Raw genomic sequence first — 16,009 nt, 5'->3', positions numbered from 1 at the left:
AAGGCCGGAGGCCTCAGAAGTCGAAGACGACCCCGGTCTGCTTGAGCAGGGCGCAGGTGTTGGGGTACTCCCCCTGCCAGCGGATCGAGCCGCCCCGCCAGGTGCCCGTGGCGGTGGCGACCACCGGCTCGTGTTCCAGGGTGCAGTTCCGCTCGCGGCCGGACAGGGCGCGCATCTCGCCTCCGGCCCGGTCCAGGGCGGTGCACGCCTCGGCCGCGCGGGGGTGGGGGCCGCCGTTGTCCGGGCAGGTCAGCATCACCCCGCGGGTCCAGGTGTCCTCGGGGTCGGAGACGGTCAGGAAGAGTTCGCCGTGGGGCTCCTCCGCCGCGAGGATCCCGGCCCGGGCGGTGGAGGCCGGGGCGAGGACGAGGAGCGCGGCGACGGCCGCGGCGGCGGTGGCACGGGGGCGCGGGAACATTCGGGCCTCCTGGTGGCTGGACACGATTGCGCGGTCAGGCCACCGCACCGGGGCGGCACCGGCAAGCAGCCGCGCCGCCGCCGTCCCCCGGCCGGCCGATGCGATTCCCCCGGCCGGAGCCGGGCCGCCGCCGGCGGCCGGGTCCTACGGGGCCACGGCGGCGCGTTCCCGTGCGATCCGCACGGCGGCGGAGAGGCCGTCGATGTCGTAGGCGCCCTGGTGCCTGCGTCCGTTGACGAAGAAGGTCGGGGTGCCCGACACACCGCTGAGGTCGGCGGACTCGACGTCCTCGGTGACGCGGCCGGCGCCCGCGCGCTCCCTCATGTCACGGTGGAACCGGTCGGTGTCCAAGCCCAGCTCCTGGGCGTATCCGTGCAGGTCGGAGAGGCGCAGTGCGTCCTGGTGGGCGAACAGCAGGTCGTGCATCTCCCAGAAGCGGCCCTGCGCGGCGGCCGCCTCGGCCGCCTCGGCGGCGAGCTGGGCGTGGAGGTGGACGTCGGTGAGGGGGAAGTGCCGCCAGACGTAGCGGACGTCCCCGAAGTCCGCCAGCAGCTCGCGGACGACGGGCTCGGCCTGCCCGCAGTAGGGGCACTCGAAGTCGCCGTACTCCACGACCGTCACCGGCGCCCGGTGGGGGCCCCGTATGTGGTCGCGTTCCGGGTCGACGGGCTCGGCGAGGTCGACGATCTCCTCGGACCGGCCGTGCAGGGACCGCAGCCGCATGTACTTGGGGAGGGTGCCGATGACCCGGGCGACCAGCCAGGTGGCGGCGGCGGAGCAGACCACCGCGCTGAGGATGCCGATCTTCGCCTCCTCCAGCCGGGCACCGTCGAAGGCGATGGCCGCGATCAGCAGGGACACCGTGAAACCCACTCCGGCGACGGTGCCGCCGACCGCGACGGAGCCCCAGCCGACCGAGGGGCGCAGCCGTCCGCGGCTCAGCCGGGTGGCCAGCGCCGAGGCGCCGAGGATGCCCAGTGGCTTGCCCAGCAGGTAGCCGAAGAGGATGCCCAGGGTGACGGGCGAGGTGAACGCCTGGGAGAGCTGCTCGCCGCCCAGGACGATGCCGGCGTTGGCGAGGGCGAACAGCGGCACGACGGCATAGCTGGTCCAGGGGTGGAACATCTGCTGGAGACGGTCGTTCGGGGAGATCGCCGAGGCGAGACCGAGCCGCACGGACCGTTCGAGCTCCGCCGTCGGCTGTTCGCGGAACAGCCGGAACAGGCCGCTGGCGCGTTCCAGGTCGTCGCGCGCCGCCGGGTACGCGTAGGTCAGCATGCCCACGGCCAGGCCGGTGACCACCGGGTCCACCCCGGACTCCAGCAGCGCCCACCACGCCACCACCGCGGGCAGCGCGTACACCGCGCCCCGGCTCACGCCGACCGCGCGCATCAGCAGGATCACGCCGAAGGCGGCGACGGCCGCCAGCAGCGGCGTCGCGGAGACCTCCTCGCTGTAGGCGACGGTGATGACGGCGAGCGCCAGGAAGTCGTCGACGACGGCCACCGTGAGGATGAAGACCCGCAGGCCCGGCGGCATGCGCCTGCCCAGCAGGGCGAGCGCGCCGAGCGCGACCGCGGTGTCCGTGGACATCGCGATGCCCCAGCCGTACGCCGAGTCCCGGCCCGCGTTGACGGCGAGGTAGATCCCGACGGGGACGAGCATGCCGCTGACGCCGGCCAGCATCGGCAGCGTGATCCTGCTGCGCTCGCGCAGCTCTCCCATGTCGAACTCGCGGCGCGCCTCCAGGCCGACGACGAAGAAGAACACCGCCATCAGGCCGCTGTTGACCCATTCGCGCAGCTCCAGCGACACCCCCTCCGTGCCCAGCCGCACCGAGAGGTGGGTGTGCCAGAACTCCTCGTACGACGAGGGGGCGAGGTTGGCCCAGCCGAGCGCGGCGAGGGCCGCCGCCACCAGGACGGCGGCGCTGCCGGTCTCGGTGCGCAGGAACTCGCGCAGCGCGGACCCCGTGCCGCCGCGCTCCGTCTGGCCGGACAGGTCCGGATTCTCCGGGGACACACTCATCCGGCAATTCTCCACCCGTTCGATGCAATCCGCCCGGTATGCGCCCGGCCGCCGCCCCTCAGCGTCCCCCGCGCCGTTCCGCTGCCGGCGATCTTGCAGAAAACTTGCGTGTCGACTTATAAAGATGGCGATCGTCTCGGGTGTCCGTGAGGACACCGGGAGACACTGCGGTCTCTCTTTTCCCTGTGGGCTTTTCGCGTTCGGCTTTCCACGTTCGACCGTGTGGGAGGGTGATCGATGGCGGAGGGATGGACTTTCGCAGGGGAGTCCGCGCGGGTGGACACCGGCGCGGTCACGCTCATCGAGGGTTCGTCGTTCTGTCTGTCCGAGCCGGGTGGTGACATCGTCCCCGGGACGCCCCAGGGCGTCTTCTACCGCGACACCCGCATCCTGTCGTCCTGGCAGCTCCGGCTGGACGACGAGGAGATCGATCCGCTGTCGGTGACGGTCCCCGAGCCGTACCGGGCGGTCTTCCTCGGCCGCGCCCGTCCCCGGCCGGGCCAGGCGGAGGCCACCGTCCTGGTCGAGCGCCGCAGGTTCGTCGGCGCCGGCATGCGCGAGGACGTGGTGCTGCGCAACCTGGGCAACGAGGCCGCCGCCTGCGTGCTCACCCTCCGGGTGGAGGCCGACTTCGCCGACCTGTTCGAAGTGAAGGAGGGCCGGGTCCGCCTCCAGGGCCAGCACGGGGTGGAGCACGGTGACGGGGCGCTGGTGCTGTCGCGCCAGTGGCGGGGGCAGAGCCGCGGGGTCCGCCTCGCCGCCGAGGGCGCGATCAGCGCGCCGGGCTCGCTCACCTTCCGGGCCGTCGTCCCCCCGCGCGGCACCTGGCAGAAGTCCATCCTGGTGACCCCGGTGGTGGACGGGGTCGAGACGCCCACGTCCTTCCCGCTGGAGCGTCCGGTGGAGCAGGCCGGGCCGGTGGTGCGCAACACCGCGTGGCTGGAGACCGGGCCCAAGGCGTCGGTGGGCGACGAGTCGCTGGCGGCGACGCTGCGCCGCAGCCGCCGGGACCTGGGCGCGCTGCGCATCTTCGACCCGGAGCTGCCGGACACCCCGGTGGTGGCGGCCGGCGCGCCGTGGTTCATGGCGCTGTTCGGACGGGACTCGATCCTCACCGCGCTGATGTCGCTGCCGACCGATCCGCAACTGGCCCTGGGCACCGCCCAGGTCCTCGCCCGCTACCAGGGCCGCCGGGTGGACCCGATGACCGAGGAGGAACCCGGCCGCATCCCGCACGAGCTGCGCTTCGGCGTGGACGCCTCGCTGGTGCTGGGCGGCAACGTCTACTACGGGACCGTCGACGCCACTCCCCTGTTCGTGGTCCTCCTGGGCGAGCTGCGGCGCTGGGGCGCCGACCCGGCCGCCGTACGGGCCCTCCTGCCGCACGCCGACCGGGCGCTGGAGTGGATCGAGCGGTACGGGGACCGCGACGGCGACGGGTTCGTGGAGTACCGGCGCGCCACCGACCGCGGCCTGGTCAACCAGGGGTGGAAGGACTCCTGGGACGGCGTCAACAGCGCCGACGGCCGGATCGCGGAGCCGCCGATCGCCCTGGCCGAGGTGCAGGGCTACGTCTACGCGGCCTACCTGGCCCGCGCCCTGCTGGCCGAGGACGCCGGGGACGCCGAGGGCGCCGCGCGCTGGCGGGCCAGGGCGGGCGACCTCAAGCGCCGGTTCAACGAGCGCTTCTGGCTGCCGGACCGGGGCTGGTACGCGATGGCGCTGGACGGCGCCAAGCAGCCCGTCGACTCCCTGGCCTCCAACATGGGCCACTGCCTGTGGACCGGCATCGTGGACGCCGACAAGGCGCCGCTCGTCGCCGAGAGGCTGCTGTCGCCCGAGCTGTTCAGCGGCTGGGGGGTGCGGACCCTGGCCACCTCCATGGCCTCGTACAACCCGATGAGCTACCACAACGGCTCGGTGTGGCCGCACGACAGCGGCATCGCGGCCGCCGGGCTGATGCGCTACGGCTTCACCGAGCACGCCGGGCGCGTGGCCGAGGCCGTGCTCGACGCGGCGGCGGCCTTCGGCGGGCGGCTGCCGGAGCTGCTGTGCGGCTTCGACCGCGCCGAGTACGACCGGCCGGTGCCGTATCCGGCGTCGTGCTCGCCGCAGGCGTGGGCCTCCGCCACCCCGCTGCACCTGATGAGGGTGCTCCTGGGGGCCGAGGCGTGCCTGCCGCACGGGCGGCTGCGCGTCGCCCCGGCGCTGCCGCCGCGCTTCGGACCGCTGCGCGTGGAGGACCTGCCGCTCGGCGACGCGCGGGTCCGCGTCGAGCTGCGCGAGGGCCGGCTGGACGTGGACGGGCTGCCGGCCGGGGTGGAGCTGACGGACAAGCCGTGCCCGTGCACGGCGATCGGGGGCTGACGCCCTCTCCCGGCCGTCCCCCGGCGGCGCTCCCGCGCCTCCTTCCGCGGCCCGCGCGGCCGCGCCCGGTCCGGCCCGCCGTCCCTTCGCCTGCCTCGTCACCTGTCCCTCTACCTGTCCTTTCACCTGTCCCGTCATCCCCGGGCCGAGCGGCCCGGGGCCGTTCACCGTCGTCCCGAGGGGTCGGCGCGTCCCGCCGTCGAGAGGTCTCCGCGGGCGCGCACACCCCGCGGGGACATCCCGCCCTGCCCAGGACCGCCGACGCGAGCAAAGGAGAGGAGTCGCATGAGCAACCGGCCGCTTCACATCGCGATGGTCGCCCCGCCGTGGTTCGACCTGCCCCCGCGTGGCTACGGAGGCATCGAGGCCATGTGCGCCGACCTGGTCGACGCGCTGATCGCGCGCGGACACCGGGTGACCCTGATCGCGGCCGGCCGCAACGGAACCCGCGCGCGCATGGTGCGCACCTACGACGTGCCGCAGGGGCCGCGGCTGGGCGAGCCGCTCCCGGAGGTGCTGCACGCCGCGGCGGCCGGGCGGATCCTGGCGGACCTCGACGTCGACGTGGTCCACGACCACTCGCTGGCCGGGCCGCTGCTGGCCCGCGGCCGGGGCGTCCCGACGGTGGTCACCGTCCACGGGCCGGTCGACGGGGAGCCGGGGGACTACTACCGGAACCTGGGCGACAGCGTGCACCTGGTGGCCATCTCGGAGGCCCAGCGGCGTCCGGCGCCCGACCTCAACTGGTGCGGCACCGTCCACAACGCCCTCCGCCCGGAGGACTTCCCCTTCCGGCCGGACAAGGAGGACTGGGTCCTCTTCCTCGGCCGCTGCACCCCCGACAAGGGCATGCACCTGGCGATCGACGCCGCGCGCGCGGCCGGCCGGGAGATCCGTCTGGCCGCCAAGTGCAGCGAGCCGGCGGAACACGCCTACTTCGAGGCCGAGATCAAGCCGCGCCTGGGGCCCGGCGTGGAGTGGCTGGGCGAGGTCGGCGGCGAGCGCAAGAAGGAGCTGCTGGCCAGGGCCCGCTGCCTGCTGTTCCCCCTGCAGTGGGAGGAGCCCTTCGGCATGGTGATGATCGAGGCCATGGCCTGCGGCACCCCGGTCGTCACCCTCCGCCGGGGGTCGGTGCCCGAGGTCGTGACGGACGGCGCGACGGGCCTGGTGCGCGACGATCCCGCCGAGCTTCCCCAGGCCCTGGAGGCGGTGGGGGACCTCGACCCGGCGCTGTGCCGCAAGAGCGTCGAGGAGCGGTTCCGCCCGGAGATCATGGCCGCCGGCTACGAGGCGGTCTACCGCCGCGCGATCGCCGCGGGCGCCGGCGTGCGCGCGGCGGTGCCGGCGGAGCCCGGCGGTCCCCTGGCCAGCGCGGTGGACGCGGACATGCTGCCGGTGGCCTGACGCCCCGCTCCCCGGTGCGCCGGCCCCTCCCGCGACGGCGGGGCCGGCGCACCGGGGCGACCGCCCCGTGCAGGCGGGTCTGCCCCCGGCGCTGCCCCGTCGCCCCTCCCCTCCCGCCGCCCCGTCGCGTAGTCCTGGGGGCGATCAGTCCTGGGGGCGGTGTCCGCGGAAGGGAGAGGCATGCGCGCACACGAACGGCGGGAGCGGCAGGAGGAACAGGAAGAGGGGGACGGCGCGCGCGACCGCGCCGCACGGCCGCTGCCCCCGCCCGGGTCCGGCCCGGTGGCGGCCGCCGGGGAGGGCCCGTCCCCCGCCGGCGCCGTCGTCGTCCCCGAACCGACCCCCGGGAGGCCCCGGTGAGGAGAACGCTCGTCGTCGCGGGGGCGACGCTGAGGTGCTCGTTCGGGGCCGCTCCGGCGCCCCTGGCCGTGCCGCCCCGTACCACCACCTCCGCGGGGAGGCCGGTCGCCACCGTCCAGGACGTCCGGACGGCGGTGAACATCCCCCCGTTCGGCCTGTGCGCCAGCCAACTGAATCCCGCGGTGGCGGCGGCCACCGCCGCGGCGGCGGGGGTGCCGACCCCGGCGCCCTGCGTCCCGGCGGTCGCCGCCCCCTGGACGCCGGGCTCCCCGACCGTGCTGGTCGGCCGGGTGCCCGCGCTCACCGCCTCCTCGACCTGCCTGTGCCGCTGGGCGGGCGTGATCACGGTCCTCGACGCGGGCCAGCGGACCGTCCACGTCGCGGGCTAGCCGGTCCGGGAGCCGCCGGCGGCCGTCAGCGGCCGCGGGCCGACGGCGATCCCGAGGGGGCCGGGACCGAGGCGCCGTTGACGAAGACCGACCCGGCGCAGGTCCCGGGCGCGGGGGCGTTCGGGGGGTTCCCCGGTTTGCGGCAGGTCACCTCCATCACGATGGTGCTCCCCGGCGGGGCCTCCACGGGCGTCACCCAGTGGTTGTCGTGGTTGCGGAAGTTCTCCAGCGCCAGCGAGATGACCGTCCTGTCGTCGATGGAGACCCGCAGGGTGCCGGTGTCGCCCTGCGGCGCGCTGGCGACGATGTCGGTGATCAGCAGCAGCCGGTCGTCCGGCACCCGGAAGACCTCGGTGTCGCTCCCGCCCGGGGAGACGCTGGTCTCCAGCACGGTGGCGAACTCGTCCCCTCCCCCGCCGCCCCGGGCGCTCCCGCCGGTGCCGCCGTTCTGCCCGGCACCGCCGTTCTGCCCGGTGCCGCCGTCCGCCCCCCGGTCACCGCCGGGTCCGGCGGAGTCCCCGTCGCCGCCCGGCTGCCCGCCGGGACCGGCGCCCTGCCGGTCCGCGCCGCCGGACGCGGGCGACGACGGCAGGGACGAGGCGTTCGTGGCCTCCTCGATGGCGGCGTCGGCCTGTTCCCGCGCGGCCGAGCGGACGGTGGGGAGGACCAGCGTGAACCACAGGACGAGCAGCGCGATGAGCAGCGCGAGCAGGGCCAGCAGCCAGTACGGCAGGATCGGCTGCTGGACGTACGTCCCGCTGGGGACGGCCGGGGGCTCGTCGCCGTCGCCGTCCCGCCGGGCCCGCACCTCGAACGGGTGCTGCACGGCCGTGCCGAACCAGAGCAGTTTGCGCGGCCGGACGACCAGGTCGACGTGGGTCTCCTCGCCGGGTTCGAGGGTGAGCGTCTCGGTGGAGAGGGTGTGTTCCACCTCCTCCGACGCCTCGTCGGCGGCGAGCCGCACCGGGACCGGCGTGTTCCCGAGGTTCGCCACGCGCACCTGGAAACGGGCCCGCAGCCGCCGCTTCCGCTGGGGCGGCACCACCTCCGCGTCCAGTTCGTGGAACGGCAGCACCTCGACCACGCCCTCGGGGACCACCACCCCGTCGGGACGCTCCGAGGGCAGTACGCGGACCGCGTACGGCAGTTCCCCGGCGCGGACCGTGGAGGACCGCGGCGGCCGGAAGGCCAGGGTCGCGCTCCCCTCGGTCCCCGGGTACAGCGAGAGGGTCTCGGGCTCCACGGTGGTCCAGTCCGAGGCGTCGCCGACGACGGTGAGCCGGTAGGACTCGACGATGTCCCCGCTGTTGCGCACGCGCAGGACGACGTGCTGCTCGTCGCCCGGGGCGACGGACGCGGAGGAGGGGTCCACATGGGCGGTGGCACTCATGGTTGCCGACTGTAGGCAGCCGGCCGGCGGTCCACACGGCCGGAAAGGGAACCACTTCGGGCAGATCCGCGGCCTGTTAGGCCGCTGTTAGGCCCCTGGAAAGACCCGTCCCGCACACTGGGTGCGGCCGGCGCCGTACCGGGCCGCGCCTCCCGGGATGCCCCGTCCCGTGTCCGTGCATCTGTCCGTGCATCCCGTCTTCGCACCCGTCTTCCCCGAGGAGCCCCGTGGAGCGCGTCGCCGTCTACGTCCACGCCGATGACCCGATCTCGCAGTCGGGCGTCGTCAGCCAGTTACGGACCCGCCCCGAACTCCGGGTCCTGGACCCGGAGGAGCAGGACCGCGCCGCGGTCCTGCTCGTGGTGGCGGACACCGTCGACGAGCGGACGGTGGCGCTGCTGCGCCGGCTGCGCCGCACCACCGCGTCCCCGCTGGTCCTGGTGGTCTCGCGGGTGGACGACACGGGGCTGGCCACCGCCGTCGAGTGCGGGGTGGTGGGGCTGGAGCGGCGCCGCGAGGCCACCCCGGCCAACCTCGCCCGGGCGATCGCCTCGGCGGCGCGCGGCGAGGGCAGCATGCCCGCGGACCTGCTGGGACGGCTGCTGGAGCAGATGGGCCGGTTGCAGCGCCAGGTCCTGGACCCGCGCGGCATATCCTTCTCGGGCCTCCACTCCCGGGAGATCGAGGTGCTCAGGCTGGTGGCGGAGGGGTACGGCACCCGGGAGATCGCCCAGCACCTGGCCTACTCGGAGCGCACCGTCAAGAACGTCCTGCACGACATCACCAGCCGGCTCCAGTTGCGCAACCGCTCGCACGCCGTGGCGTACGCCATCCGCGAGGGGCTGATCTGACCGGTCGCGGGGCCCGCCGGACCCGGCCTGCCCGAACGGGCAGCGGCTTCTTCCCCCGGTCCCGTCCCGTCGGCCGGGGCGCGCGGGGCGGGCGGCACCGAGGATGGGCGGCGAACCGACCGCAGGCGGGTGCTCCCCGTCCCCCCGATGGGATCTCAGTTGGTGCGTCCTCTCGACCGCGGGCCGGGCGGCAGGCTCTGCGCCGCCGTCCTGGCGCTGCTGCTCGTCGTCACGGGCACCGTGCTCGTACAACTGCGCGGCACGCCCGCCTCCGCCGACCCGGACGGCGCCGCCGCTCAGGGCAGGGTCGCCTACGGCGGGACCCTGCACCGCAGCATCGGCACGGTGGACCCCGGGAACACCGAGCGCAGCGAGCCCTTCTTCCCCGGCGGGCCGCAGCACTTCGACGACGAGGTCTCGGTGCGGGGCGACACGGTCGTGTGGACCAGCCTGCGCGACTCGGTGCGCCCGCAGGTCCACCTCAGGCGGGGTGACGGCCCGGTCGTCCGGCTCACCGACGACGCCGAGGGCGTGCAGCACCCGGTGCTGTCGCCCGACGGCCGGCGGGTGGCCTTCGCGGCCTCGACGGGCCGCGCGGACGGCGGCCGGGACATCTGGGTGGTGAACGCCGACGGCACCTCCCCGCGGCGGCTGACCGACGGCAGGGGGGAGAACACCTGGCCCACCTGGTCGCCGGACGGCGGCCGGCTGGCGTTCAGCGGCAGGCGCGGCACCGACGGCGGCTGGCAGATCTACCGCGTCTCCGCCGCGGGCGGCGGCATCACCCAGCTCACCGACGACCCCATCGACGAGGAGGCGGCCAGGACCGAGGTGATCGGGAGCACCCAGCCGTCCTGGGACCCGGTCCCGGAGCACGACCGCATCCTCTTCACCTGCCACCACCCCAGCAGCGAGGGCGGCGAACCCGCACGGCTCAAGTGGATCCCCTCCGCCGGGTCGCTCGGCACCACCGGGGAGGAACTGCTGCCCGGACGGGACTCCCGCCAGGGAAGCTGGTCGCCGGACGGCACCACCGTGGCGTTCGTCAGCCACACGCGGCCGGACGGGTACGGGTCCGACGCGCTGGACCGCGTCTACACCGTCGAGTTCGGTGCCGGGGGCGCCGTGGGGACGCCGCACCTGCGGCTGGCGGAGGACCGGCGGGTCGCCGGCCCCGTCTGGTACGCGGCGGCCGAGGGCGGCGCCCGGCTGCTGGTCACCCGCACCACCGCCCGGACCGCCGCGACGATGGACCTGATGGACGTGCTCCCCGACGGCTCGGACCCGCGGGACCTCCAGGTGCCGCTGCGCGACCTCAACCAGGACCGCGCCCACGGCTACGACCTCTCCGACGTGAGCCAGCAGTACTCGCCGGACGGCCGCTCCATCGCCTTCACCCGCGTCGACTACGAGACCGGCACCAGGCGCAGCCGGGTGTGGATCGCCGACGCCGACGGCACCGACGCCCGGCCGCTGCCCGACGAGGCCACCCCGTCGACGGCCAGCACCGGCTTCCCCGCCTGGTCCCCGGACGGCACCAGGATCGCCCTCACCAGATCCTGCCTGCCCTGCCGCCCCGACGACGAGGTCGCGGTGGTCGAGGTGGCCACGGGGCGGCAGGTCTACCGGATCGACTCCCCCAGCACCGACTCCGACAGCCGGGCCGCGTACTCCCCGGACGGCGGCACCCTCGTCTTCACCCGCCGCGACCTCGGCGGCGAGGGGACGACCACCCACCTCTGGACGGCCGTGGCGGCCGACGGCAGCGGGCAGCGGGACCTCACCGCGCTGGACGACCCGCGGGGCGACCGGAACAGGGACAGCCACGCGTCGTACGCGCCCGACGGCTCCACCCTGGTGCTGGTCGCCGACGGACGCCTCGGCCTGGTCGGCGCGGACGGCACCGGTCCGAGGACCGTCCCGGACCCGCAGGACCTGTGCCGCTCCGGCGGGACCGGCCCCGGCCGCTGCTCCCACCCCGCCTGGTCCCCGGACGGCGGCCGGATCGCCGCCAACGGCGAGGTCCAGGCGTCCGCCACCGCCCACGACCCCGACGCCGTCCGCCGGTACATCGCGCTGGTGGACCCGGCCACCGGCGCGGCGCAGCGCATCACGGGGACGCGCTTCCGCGGCATCGCGGGCGACGACGGGCAGCAGGTCGCGCCCACCTGGCAGCGCACCTCCGACCTGGGCACCGAACTGGCGACCCCGCCCGGTCCGGTCACCGTGGGCGGCACCGGGGTCCTCACCCTGACCGTCACCAACCGGGGACCGGCGGCCGTGCCCGACACCGTGCTGACGATCACCGTCCCCGACGGCCTGCGGCCGGCCGCCGCACGGCCGGACGCCGGAAGCTGCACCGAGGACCTGCGCTGCGCCCTGGGCACCCTGGCGCCCGACCGGGTGGTGCGGGTGGACCTGACCGTCTCGGGCACGGCCCCCGGCTCCTTCCCCGTCACCTGGACGGTCGGCGGCGGGCTGCCCGACCCCGACGAGTCCGACAACCGGGGCCGCGCCGACGTGGAGGTCGCGGAGCCGGGCCCGTCCCCGAGCCCCACCGCCCCGAGCACGCCCCCCGGCCCCTCCCCGAGCGCGCCGCCCGACCCCACCCCGACCTCGGTCCCCCGGCCCAGCGCGCCGCCCGGGCCCACGGCCCCGCCCGGGCCGGGGCGGCCGGCGGCCGACCCGGCGCTGCGGGTCACGGTCACCCCCGACCCCGCGTACGTCGGCGGCCGGGTCACGGCCACCTACCGGCTGACCAACCGCGGCGGACGCCCGGCGACGGGCGTGCGGGTCCAACTGGCGCTCCCGCCCGGGGTCCCCGTCTCCCGCGGGCCCGCGGGGTGCGACGCGGCCCTGCGGTGCCCGGTCGGCGAGCTGGCCCCGGGGGCGTCGACCGTGCTCCGGGTGGTCCTCACCCCCCGCGCCGCCGGAACCCTGCGCTTCTCCGGAACGCTCACCACCACCGGAACCGACGCCGCGTCGGCCAACAACCGTACGGAGGTGTCCGTCCGGGTGCTGCGGCCGCGCATCGTGGCGGTGCCCCCCGTCGGCGCCCCCGGCTTCGTCACCAGCGTGCGCGGCAGGGACTTCCCGCCCGGGGTGCCGGTACGGCTCACCTGGAAGCCCGGCGTCACCGCCGCGGCCCGGCCGGTGGTCCCGGCGGCCGACGGCACCTTCACGGCGCAGATGCTGATCCTGCCCAACGACGCGCTCGGCCGCCGCACCATCACCGCCGCCGGCGCCCGCCGGGGCGGACCTGCCGCCTTCTCCCCGGTGACCACGCCGTTCCTGGTGGTGGACCAGACGCCGGACCCGCCGTTGTTCGACAGCCGGGACTTCTGAGGGAGGCGGCACCGCGTGATCCACGAGGTGGACGAGGCCCTGCAGGCCCTGCTCACCGACGACGTCCTGGCCGGCACCGGCGTGGAGGTCGTCTTCGAGGCGCCCACCAGGGAGTGGGCGGCCCGGCGCAACGCACCGACCGTCAACCTGTTCCTCTACGACATCCGCGAGTCGGTCGCCCACCGGCAGCAGGGCCGGACACCCGAGTACGGCCCGGACGGGACGGCGGTCGCGTTCCACGGGCCGCCCCGCTGGTTCGCCCTGTCCTACCTCGCCACCGCCTGGACCAAGCGGCCCCAGGACGAACACCGGCTGCTGTCGGTGCTGCTCGCGGGGATGCTGGGCCACACGGTGCTGCCCGCCGGCCGCCTGACGGGCTCCCTGGCGGCGCTGGGCCTTGCCGTCCCCTGCACCATCGCCCTGCCGCCGGAGGACGGACGGGCGCCGGCCGACGTGTGGAACGCGCTCGGCGGGGAGCTGAAGCCGTCCCTGGACCTGGTCGTCACCGCTCCGCTGGCCACGGGCCGCCGGGTGGCCGCTCCACCGGTGACCGACGCGCTGCTGGTGCGCGCCGTGGACGCCTCCGGGGGGCCCGCCGACGCGCCACGGCCCAGCGAGGTGCGCCGCCCCCGCTACGAGGGCGACCGGACGGAGCCGGGCGACACCGCTGCCGGCACCGCCGTCCCCGTCGGGGTACGCAGGGTGCGCGGCGAGGCCGCGCGCCGCCCGCCGCCCGGGCCGGTGCCCCGGTGACCGCCCCCATCCGTGACCGGCCGCGGCCGGAGGCGGCCGGGGACGCCGGGCGGTCGGGCGCGCCCGGGCCGGGCGTCCCCGCGCCGGACCCCGTCGGGGACCGGTCGGCGGGACGGCTCCACCTCGCCGCCCGGCTGCGGGCGACCGAGCAGCGGGTCCGGCACGCCGTCGAGGTCCGTCGCCGCGGGGACCCCCGGCCGGACGACCCCCTCCGGGGGCTGTACCTGTCGGAGGAGGCCGTGGACCGGATCCTCGCCGAGCCCCCGGCTCCGCCGCCGCCCGCCGACCCGGTCCGGCCCGGTCCCGGGGCGGCGGCGGAGACGGAGGCGGAGGCCGAGGCCCGTGCGGACGAGGCCGAGGCGGCCGGGGCGCACCTGCCCCTGCGCGCCCTGGCCCGCAACTTCGCGCTGGCGCCGCTCGACGTCGAACTCCTGCTGATCGCCCTGCTCCCGGACGCCGACGGCCGCTTCGAGAAGCTGTACGGCTACCTCAACGACGACGTCACCCGGCGCCGGGCCGGCGTCGGGCTCGCCCTGGAACTGGTCGGCGCCGGACCCCTGCACGCCGGGGCCCGGTCCAGGCTCGCCCCGGGCGCGCCCCTGGTGGACGGCGGGCTGCTGCTGGTCGAGGAGACCGACCGGCCCTTCCTCTCCCGCCCGCTGCGGGTGCCCGACCGGGTGACCGCGCACCTGCTGGGCGACGACACGCCGGACCCCCGGCTGCGCGGGCTGCTCACACCACCGGCCGCACCACCGACCGCACAGTCGGGCGCACAGTCGGGCGCACCGCCGGCCGTACCGCCGTCGCGGCAGGCCATCCGGCTGGGCGAGGCGCTGCGGGCCGGTGTCCGGCTGGTGTACCTGCGGGAGCGGGCCGGCGGCTGCGCGGCCTCCCTCGCCGCCGCGGCACTGGCCGCCTGCGGCCGCCCCGCCCTCGGTCTCGACCTCGCGGCGCTGGCCGCCGGACCGGCCCCCGAGGAGGCGCTGCGCGCGCTGGCCAGGGAAGCCCGGCTGCTCGGGGCCGGAGTGGTGGCCGGTCCCGTCGACGCCCTCCGGAGGGACGGGGCACCGGCACCGGACCGGCTGCTGCGCGCACTGGCCGGCCTGCCCGTTCCCGTCCTGCTGTCCGGCCGGTGCGGGTGGGATCCGCTGTGGGCCGAGGACGGCCCCCTGCTGCTGACGGCGCCCCGGCTCACCGCCGGCGACCGCGCGGCACTGTGGCGGGAGGCGCTGGACGGCGCGGACCTCGCCCCCGGCGTCGAACCGGCCGCGGCGCTCGCCCCCTTCCTGCTGGACCCCGGCCAGATCCGCCGGGCCGCACGCGTCGCGCGCCGGCAGGCGCTGGCGGAGGGCGCCGGACCGGTCACGGCACACCACCTGCGGGCCGGGGTACGGGCGCAGAACGCCGCCGGGCTGGAACGGCTGGCACGCCGTGTGGAGCCGGCCGTCGGCTGGGACGACCTGGTGCTGCCGGACGACACCGCCGCGCAGCTCGGCGAGCTGGCGCTGCGCGCCCGGCACCGCGACCGGGTGCTGGGGGACTGGCGGATGCGCCCGGGCGGCGGCCGGGGCCGGGGGGTGATGGCGCTCTTCGCCGGCGACTCCGGCACCGGCAAGACCATGTCCGCCGAAGTGGTCGCGGCCGACCTCGGCCTCGACCTGTACGTGGTGGACCTGTCGTCGGTGGTGGACAAGTACGTCGGCGAGACGGAGAAGAACCTCGAACGCATCTTCACCGAGGCGGCCGGGGTCAACGGGGTGCTGCTCTTCGACGAGGCGGACGCCGTCTTCGGCAAGCGCTCCGAGGTCAACGACGCCCACGACCGCTACGCCAACATCGAGAGCGCCTACCTGCTCCAGCGGATGGAGTCCTTCGACGGGATCGCCGTGCTCACCACCAACCTGCGCGCCAACCTCGACGAGGCGTTCACCCGCCGGCTCGACGTGATCGTGGACTTCCCCCTGCCGGACGCCGGCCGGCGCCGGTCGCTGTGGGACCGCTGCCTGGGGGCGGAGGTACCCCGTGCCGACGACCTCGACCTGGAGTACTGCGCCCGCTTCGAGCTGGCCGGCGGATCGATCCGGGCCTGCGCGGTGACCGCCGCCTACCGGGCCGCGGAGGCCGGCCGGCCCCTGTGCACGGCCGACCTGGTGGTCGCCGTGCAGCGCGAGTACCGCAAGCTCGGGCGGCTGGTCCTGGCGGGCGAGTTCGCCCCGTACCCGGTCGGACCGCAGGCCGGCGGGTGACGCGCCCCCGGTGCCGAGGGCCGGGTGGCGTGCCCCTTCGGGCACTCCTCGCTGCCCTCCACCGGTGCCCAGCGGCCGTATCCCCCGGCCGCGCGCGTGAGCGAGGCTGCCAAGCGACCGGAGTCGCCCCGGAGGAGGAGCAGGAATGCCGTCGTATCTGTCGCCCGGCGTCTACGTGGAGGAGGTGCCGGGCGGGCCCCGTCCGATCGAGTCGGTCGGGACCTCCGTCGCGGCCTTCGTGGGCTTCGCCGAGAAGGGCCCCTTCCACACGCCGACCCTGGTGACGAACTGGAGTCAGTTCACCCAGACCTTCGGCGCCTTCGTCGACGGCTCCTACCTGGCCCACTCGGTCTACGGGTTCTTCGCCAACGGCGGCGGCATCGCCTACGTCGTCCGGGTCGGCGACCGGACCGACGGGGCGGACGGCGGGGAGGGCGCCAAGGCGGCCGGGAGCCGGA

General features: G+C 76.0%; 11 protein-coding genes and 1 pseudogene. 9 read left to right on the top strand and 3 right to left on the bottom strand.

The window, feature by feature from the left end; all coding sequences use genetic code 11:
* Positions 1-13: 13 nt before the first annotated feature.
* Both VE546_RS01770 and nhaA read right to left on the bottom strand, forming a co-directional pair.
* Entirely contained in the window at positions 14-418 is a 405-nt protein-coding gene (locus tag VE546_RS01770) for an SSI family serine proteinase inhibitor (protein ID WP_324917122.1), read from the bottom strand.
* Positions 419-562: 144 nt separating this feature from the next.
* The gene (gene nhaA, locus VE546_RS01765) at positions 563-2,446 is read right to left on the bottom strand and encodes a Na+/H+ antiporter NhaA (protein ID WP_324917119.1); all 1,884 of its coding nucleotides are present in this window, start codon (positions 2,444-2,446) and stop codon (positions 563-565) included.
* A gap of 276 nt (positions 2,447-2,722) precedes the next feature.
* Here nhaA and VE546_RS01760 point away from each other — a divergent pair, with 276 nt between their 5' ends.
* The 4 genes from VE546_RS01760 (at position 2,723) to VE546_RS01745 (ending at position 6,966) form a co-directional block, all read left to right on the top strand.
* On the top strand, positions 2,723-4,813 hold the full coding sequence (locus VE546_RS01760; protein WP_324917116.1) for a glycogen debranching N-terminal domain-containing protein: 2,091 nt from the start codon (positions 2,723-2,725) through the stop codon (positions 4,811-4,813).
* Between the two features lie 285 nt (positions 4,814-5,098).
* Positions 5,099-6,217, top strand: coding sequence for a glycosyltransferase family 4 protein (locus VE546_RS01755; RefSeq protein WP_324917113.1), 1,119 nt, complete (start codon positions 5,099-5,101; stop codon positions 6,215-6,217).
* A 180-nt stretch (positions 6,218-6,397) separates the two neighbouring features.
* The gene (locus tag VE546_RS01750) at positions 6,398-6,577 is read left to right on the top strand and encodes a hypothetical protein (protein WP_324917110.1); all 180 of its coding nucleotides are present in this window, start codon (positions 6,398-6,400) and stop codon (positions 6,575-6,577) included.
* Positions 6,574-6,966 carry a DUF4280 domain-containing protein gene (locus VE546_RS01745; RefSeq protein WP_324917107.1) on the top strand — a complete coding sequence of 131 codons (393 nt, stop codon included), beginning with the start codon at positions 6,574-6,576 and terminating at the stop codon, positions 6,964-6,966. The genes VE546_RS01750 and VE546_RS01745 overlap by 4 nt, the downstream gene beginning before the upstream one ends.
* Before the next feature lie 25 nt (positions 6,967-6,991).
* Here VE546_RS01745 and VE546_RS01740 read toward each other — a convergent pair whose 3' ends face one another.
* A complete protein-coding gene (locus VE546_RS01740) occupies positions 6,992-8,356 on the bottom strand; it encodes a hydrolytic protein (RefSeq protein WP_324917105.1) in 1,365 nt (454 codons plus the stop codon).
* 227 nt (positions 8,357-8,583) lie between these two features.
* On the opposite strand from VE546_RS01740, the gene VE546_RS01735 reads away from it, so the two are divergent.
* The 5 genes and pseudogenes from VE546_RS01735 to VE546_RS01715 form a co-directional block, all read left to right on the top strand.
* Positions 8,584-9,207, top strand: coding sequence for a response regulator transcription factor (locus VE546_RS01735; protein ID WP_324917102.1), 624 nt, complete (start codon positions 8,584-8,586; stop codon positions 9,205-9,207).
* Positions 9,208-9,369: 162 nt separating this feature from the next.
* Entirely contained in the window at positions 9,370-12,552 is a 3,183-nt protein-coding gene (locus VE546_RS01730) for a hypothetical protein (protein ID WP_324917099.1), read from the top strand.
* A gap of 15 nt (positions 12,553-12,567) precedes the next feature.
* Positions 12,568-13,305: a DUF4255 domain-containing protein gene (locus tag VE546_RS01725; RefSeq protein WP_324917097.1), complete on the top strand. Its 738-nt coding sequence runs from the start codon at positions 12,568-12,570 to the stop codon at positions 13,303-13,305.
* Complete coding sequence (locus VE546_RS01720) at positions 13,302-15,551, top strand: ATP-binding protein (protein WP_414720373.1); 2,250 nt, start codon at positions 13,302-13,304, stop codon at positions 15,549-15,551. Before VE546_RS01725 ends, VE546_RS01720 begins: the two co-directional genes overlap by 4 nt.
* A 145-nt stretch (positions 15,552-15,696) precedes the next feature.
* Positions 15,697-16,009 (top strand): annotated as a pseudogene (locus VE546_RS01715) (phage tail sheath family protein); the annotation flags it as partial.

It is taken from the genome of Streptomyces sp., assembly GCF_035644915.1.
Classification (GTDB): Bacteria; Actinomycetota; Actinomycetes; order Streptomycetales; family Streptomycetaceae; genus Streptomyces.
Note: the sequence above shows the minus strand (reverse complement) of the source record. Positions and strands in the feature narration are given on the sequence as shown.

Excerpts from the sequence above, each read along its gene's own strand:
- VE546_RS01755 (WP_324917113.1), top strand. The coding sequence starts at position 5,099 with ATGAGCAACCGGCCGCTTCACATCGCGATGGTCGCCCCGCCGTGGTTC.
- nhaA (WP_324917119.1), bottom strand. The coding sequence starts at position 2,446 with ATGAGTGTGTCCCCGGAGAATCCGGACCTGTCCGGCCAGACGGAGCGC.
- VE546_RS01740 (WP_324917105.1), bottom strand. The coding sequence starts at position 8,356 with ATGAGTGCCACCGCCCATGTGGACCCCTCCTCCGCGTCCGTCGCCCCG.
- VE546_RS01750 (WP_324917110.1), top strand. The coding sequence starts at position 6,398 with ATGCGCGCACACGAACGGCGGGAGCGGCAGGAGGAACAGGAAGAGGGG.
- VE546_RS01770 (WP_324917122.1), bottom strand. The coding sequence starts at position 418 with ATGTTCCCGCGCCCCCGTGCCACCGCCGCCGCGGCCGTCGCCGCGCTC.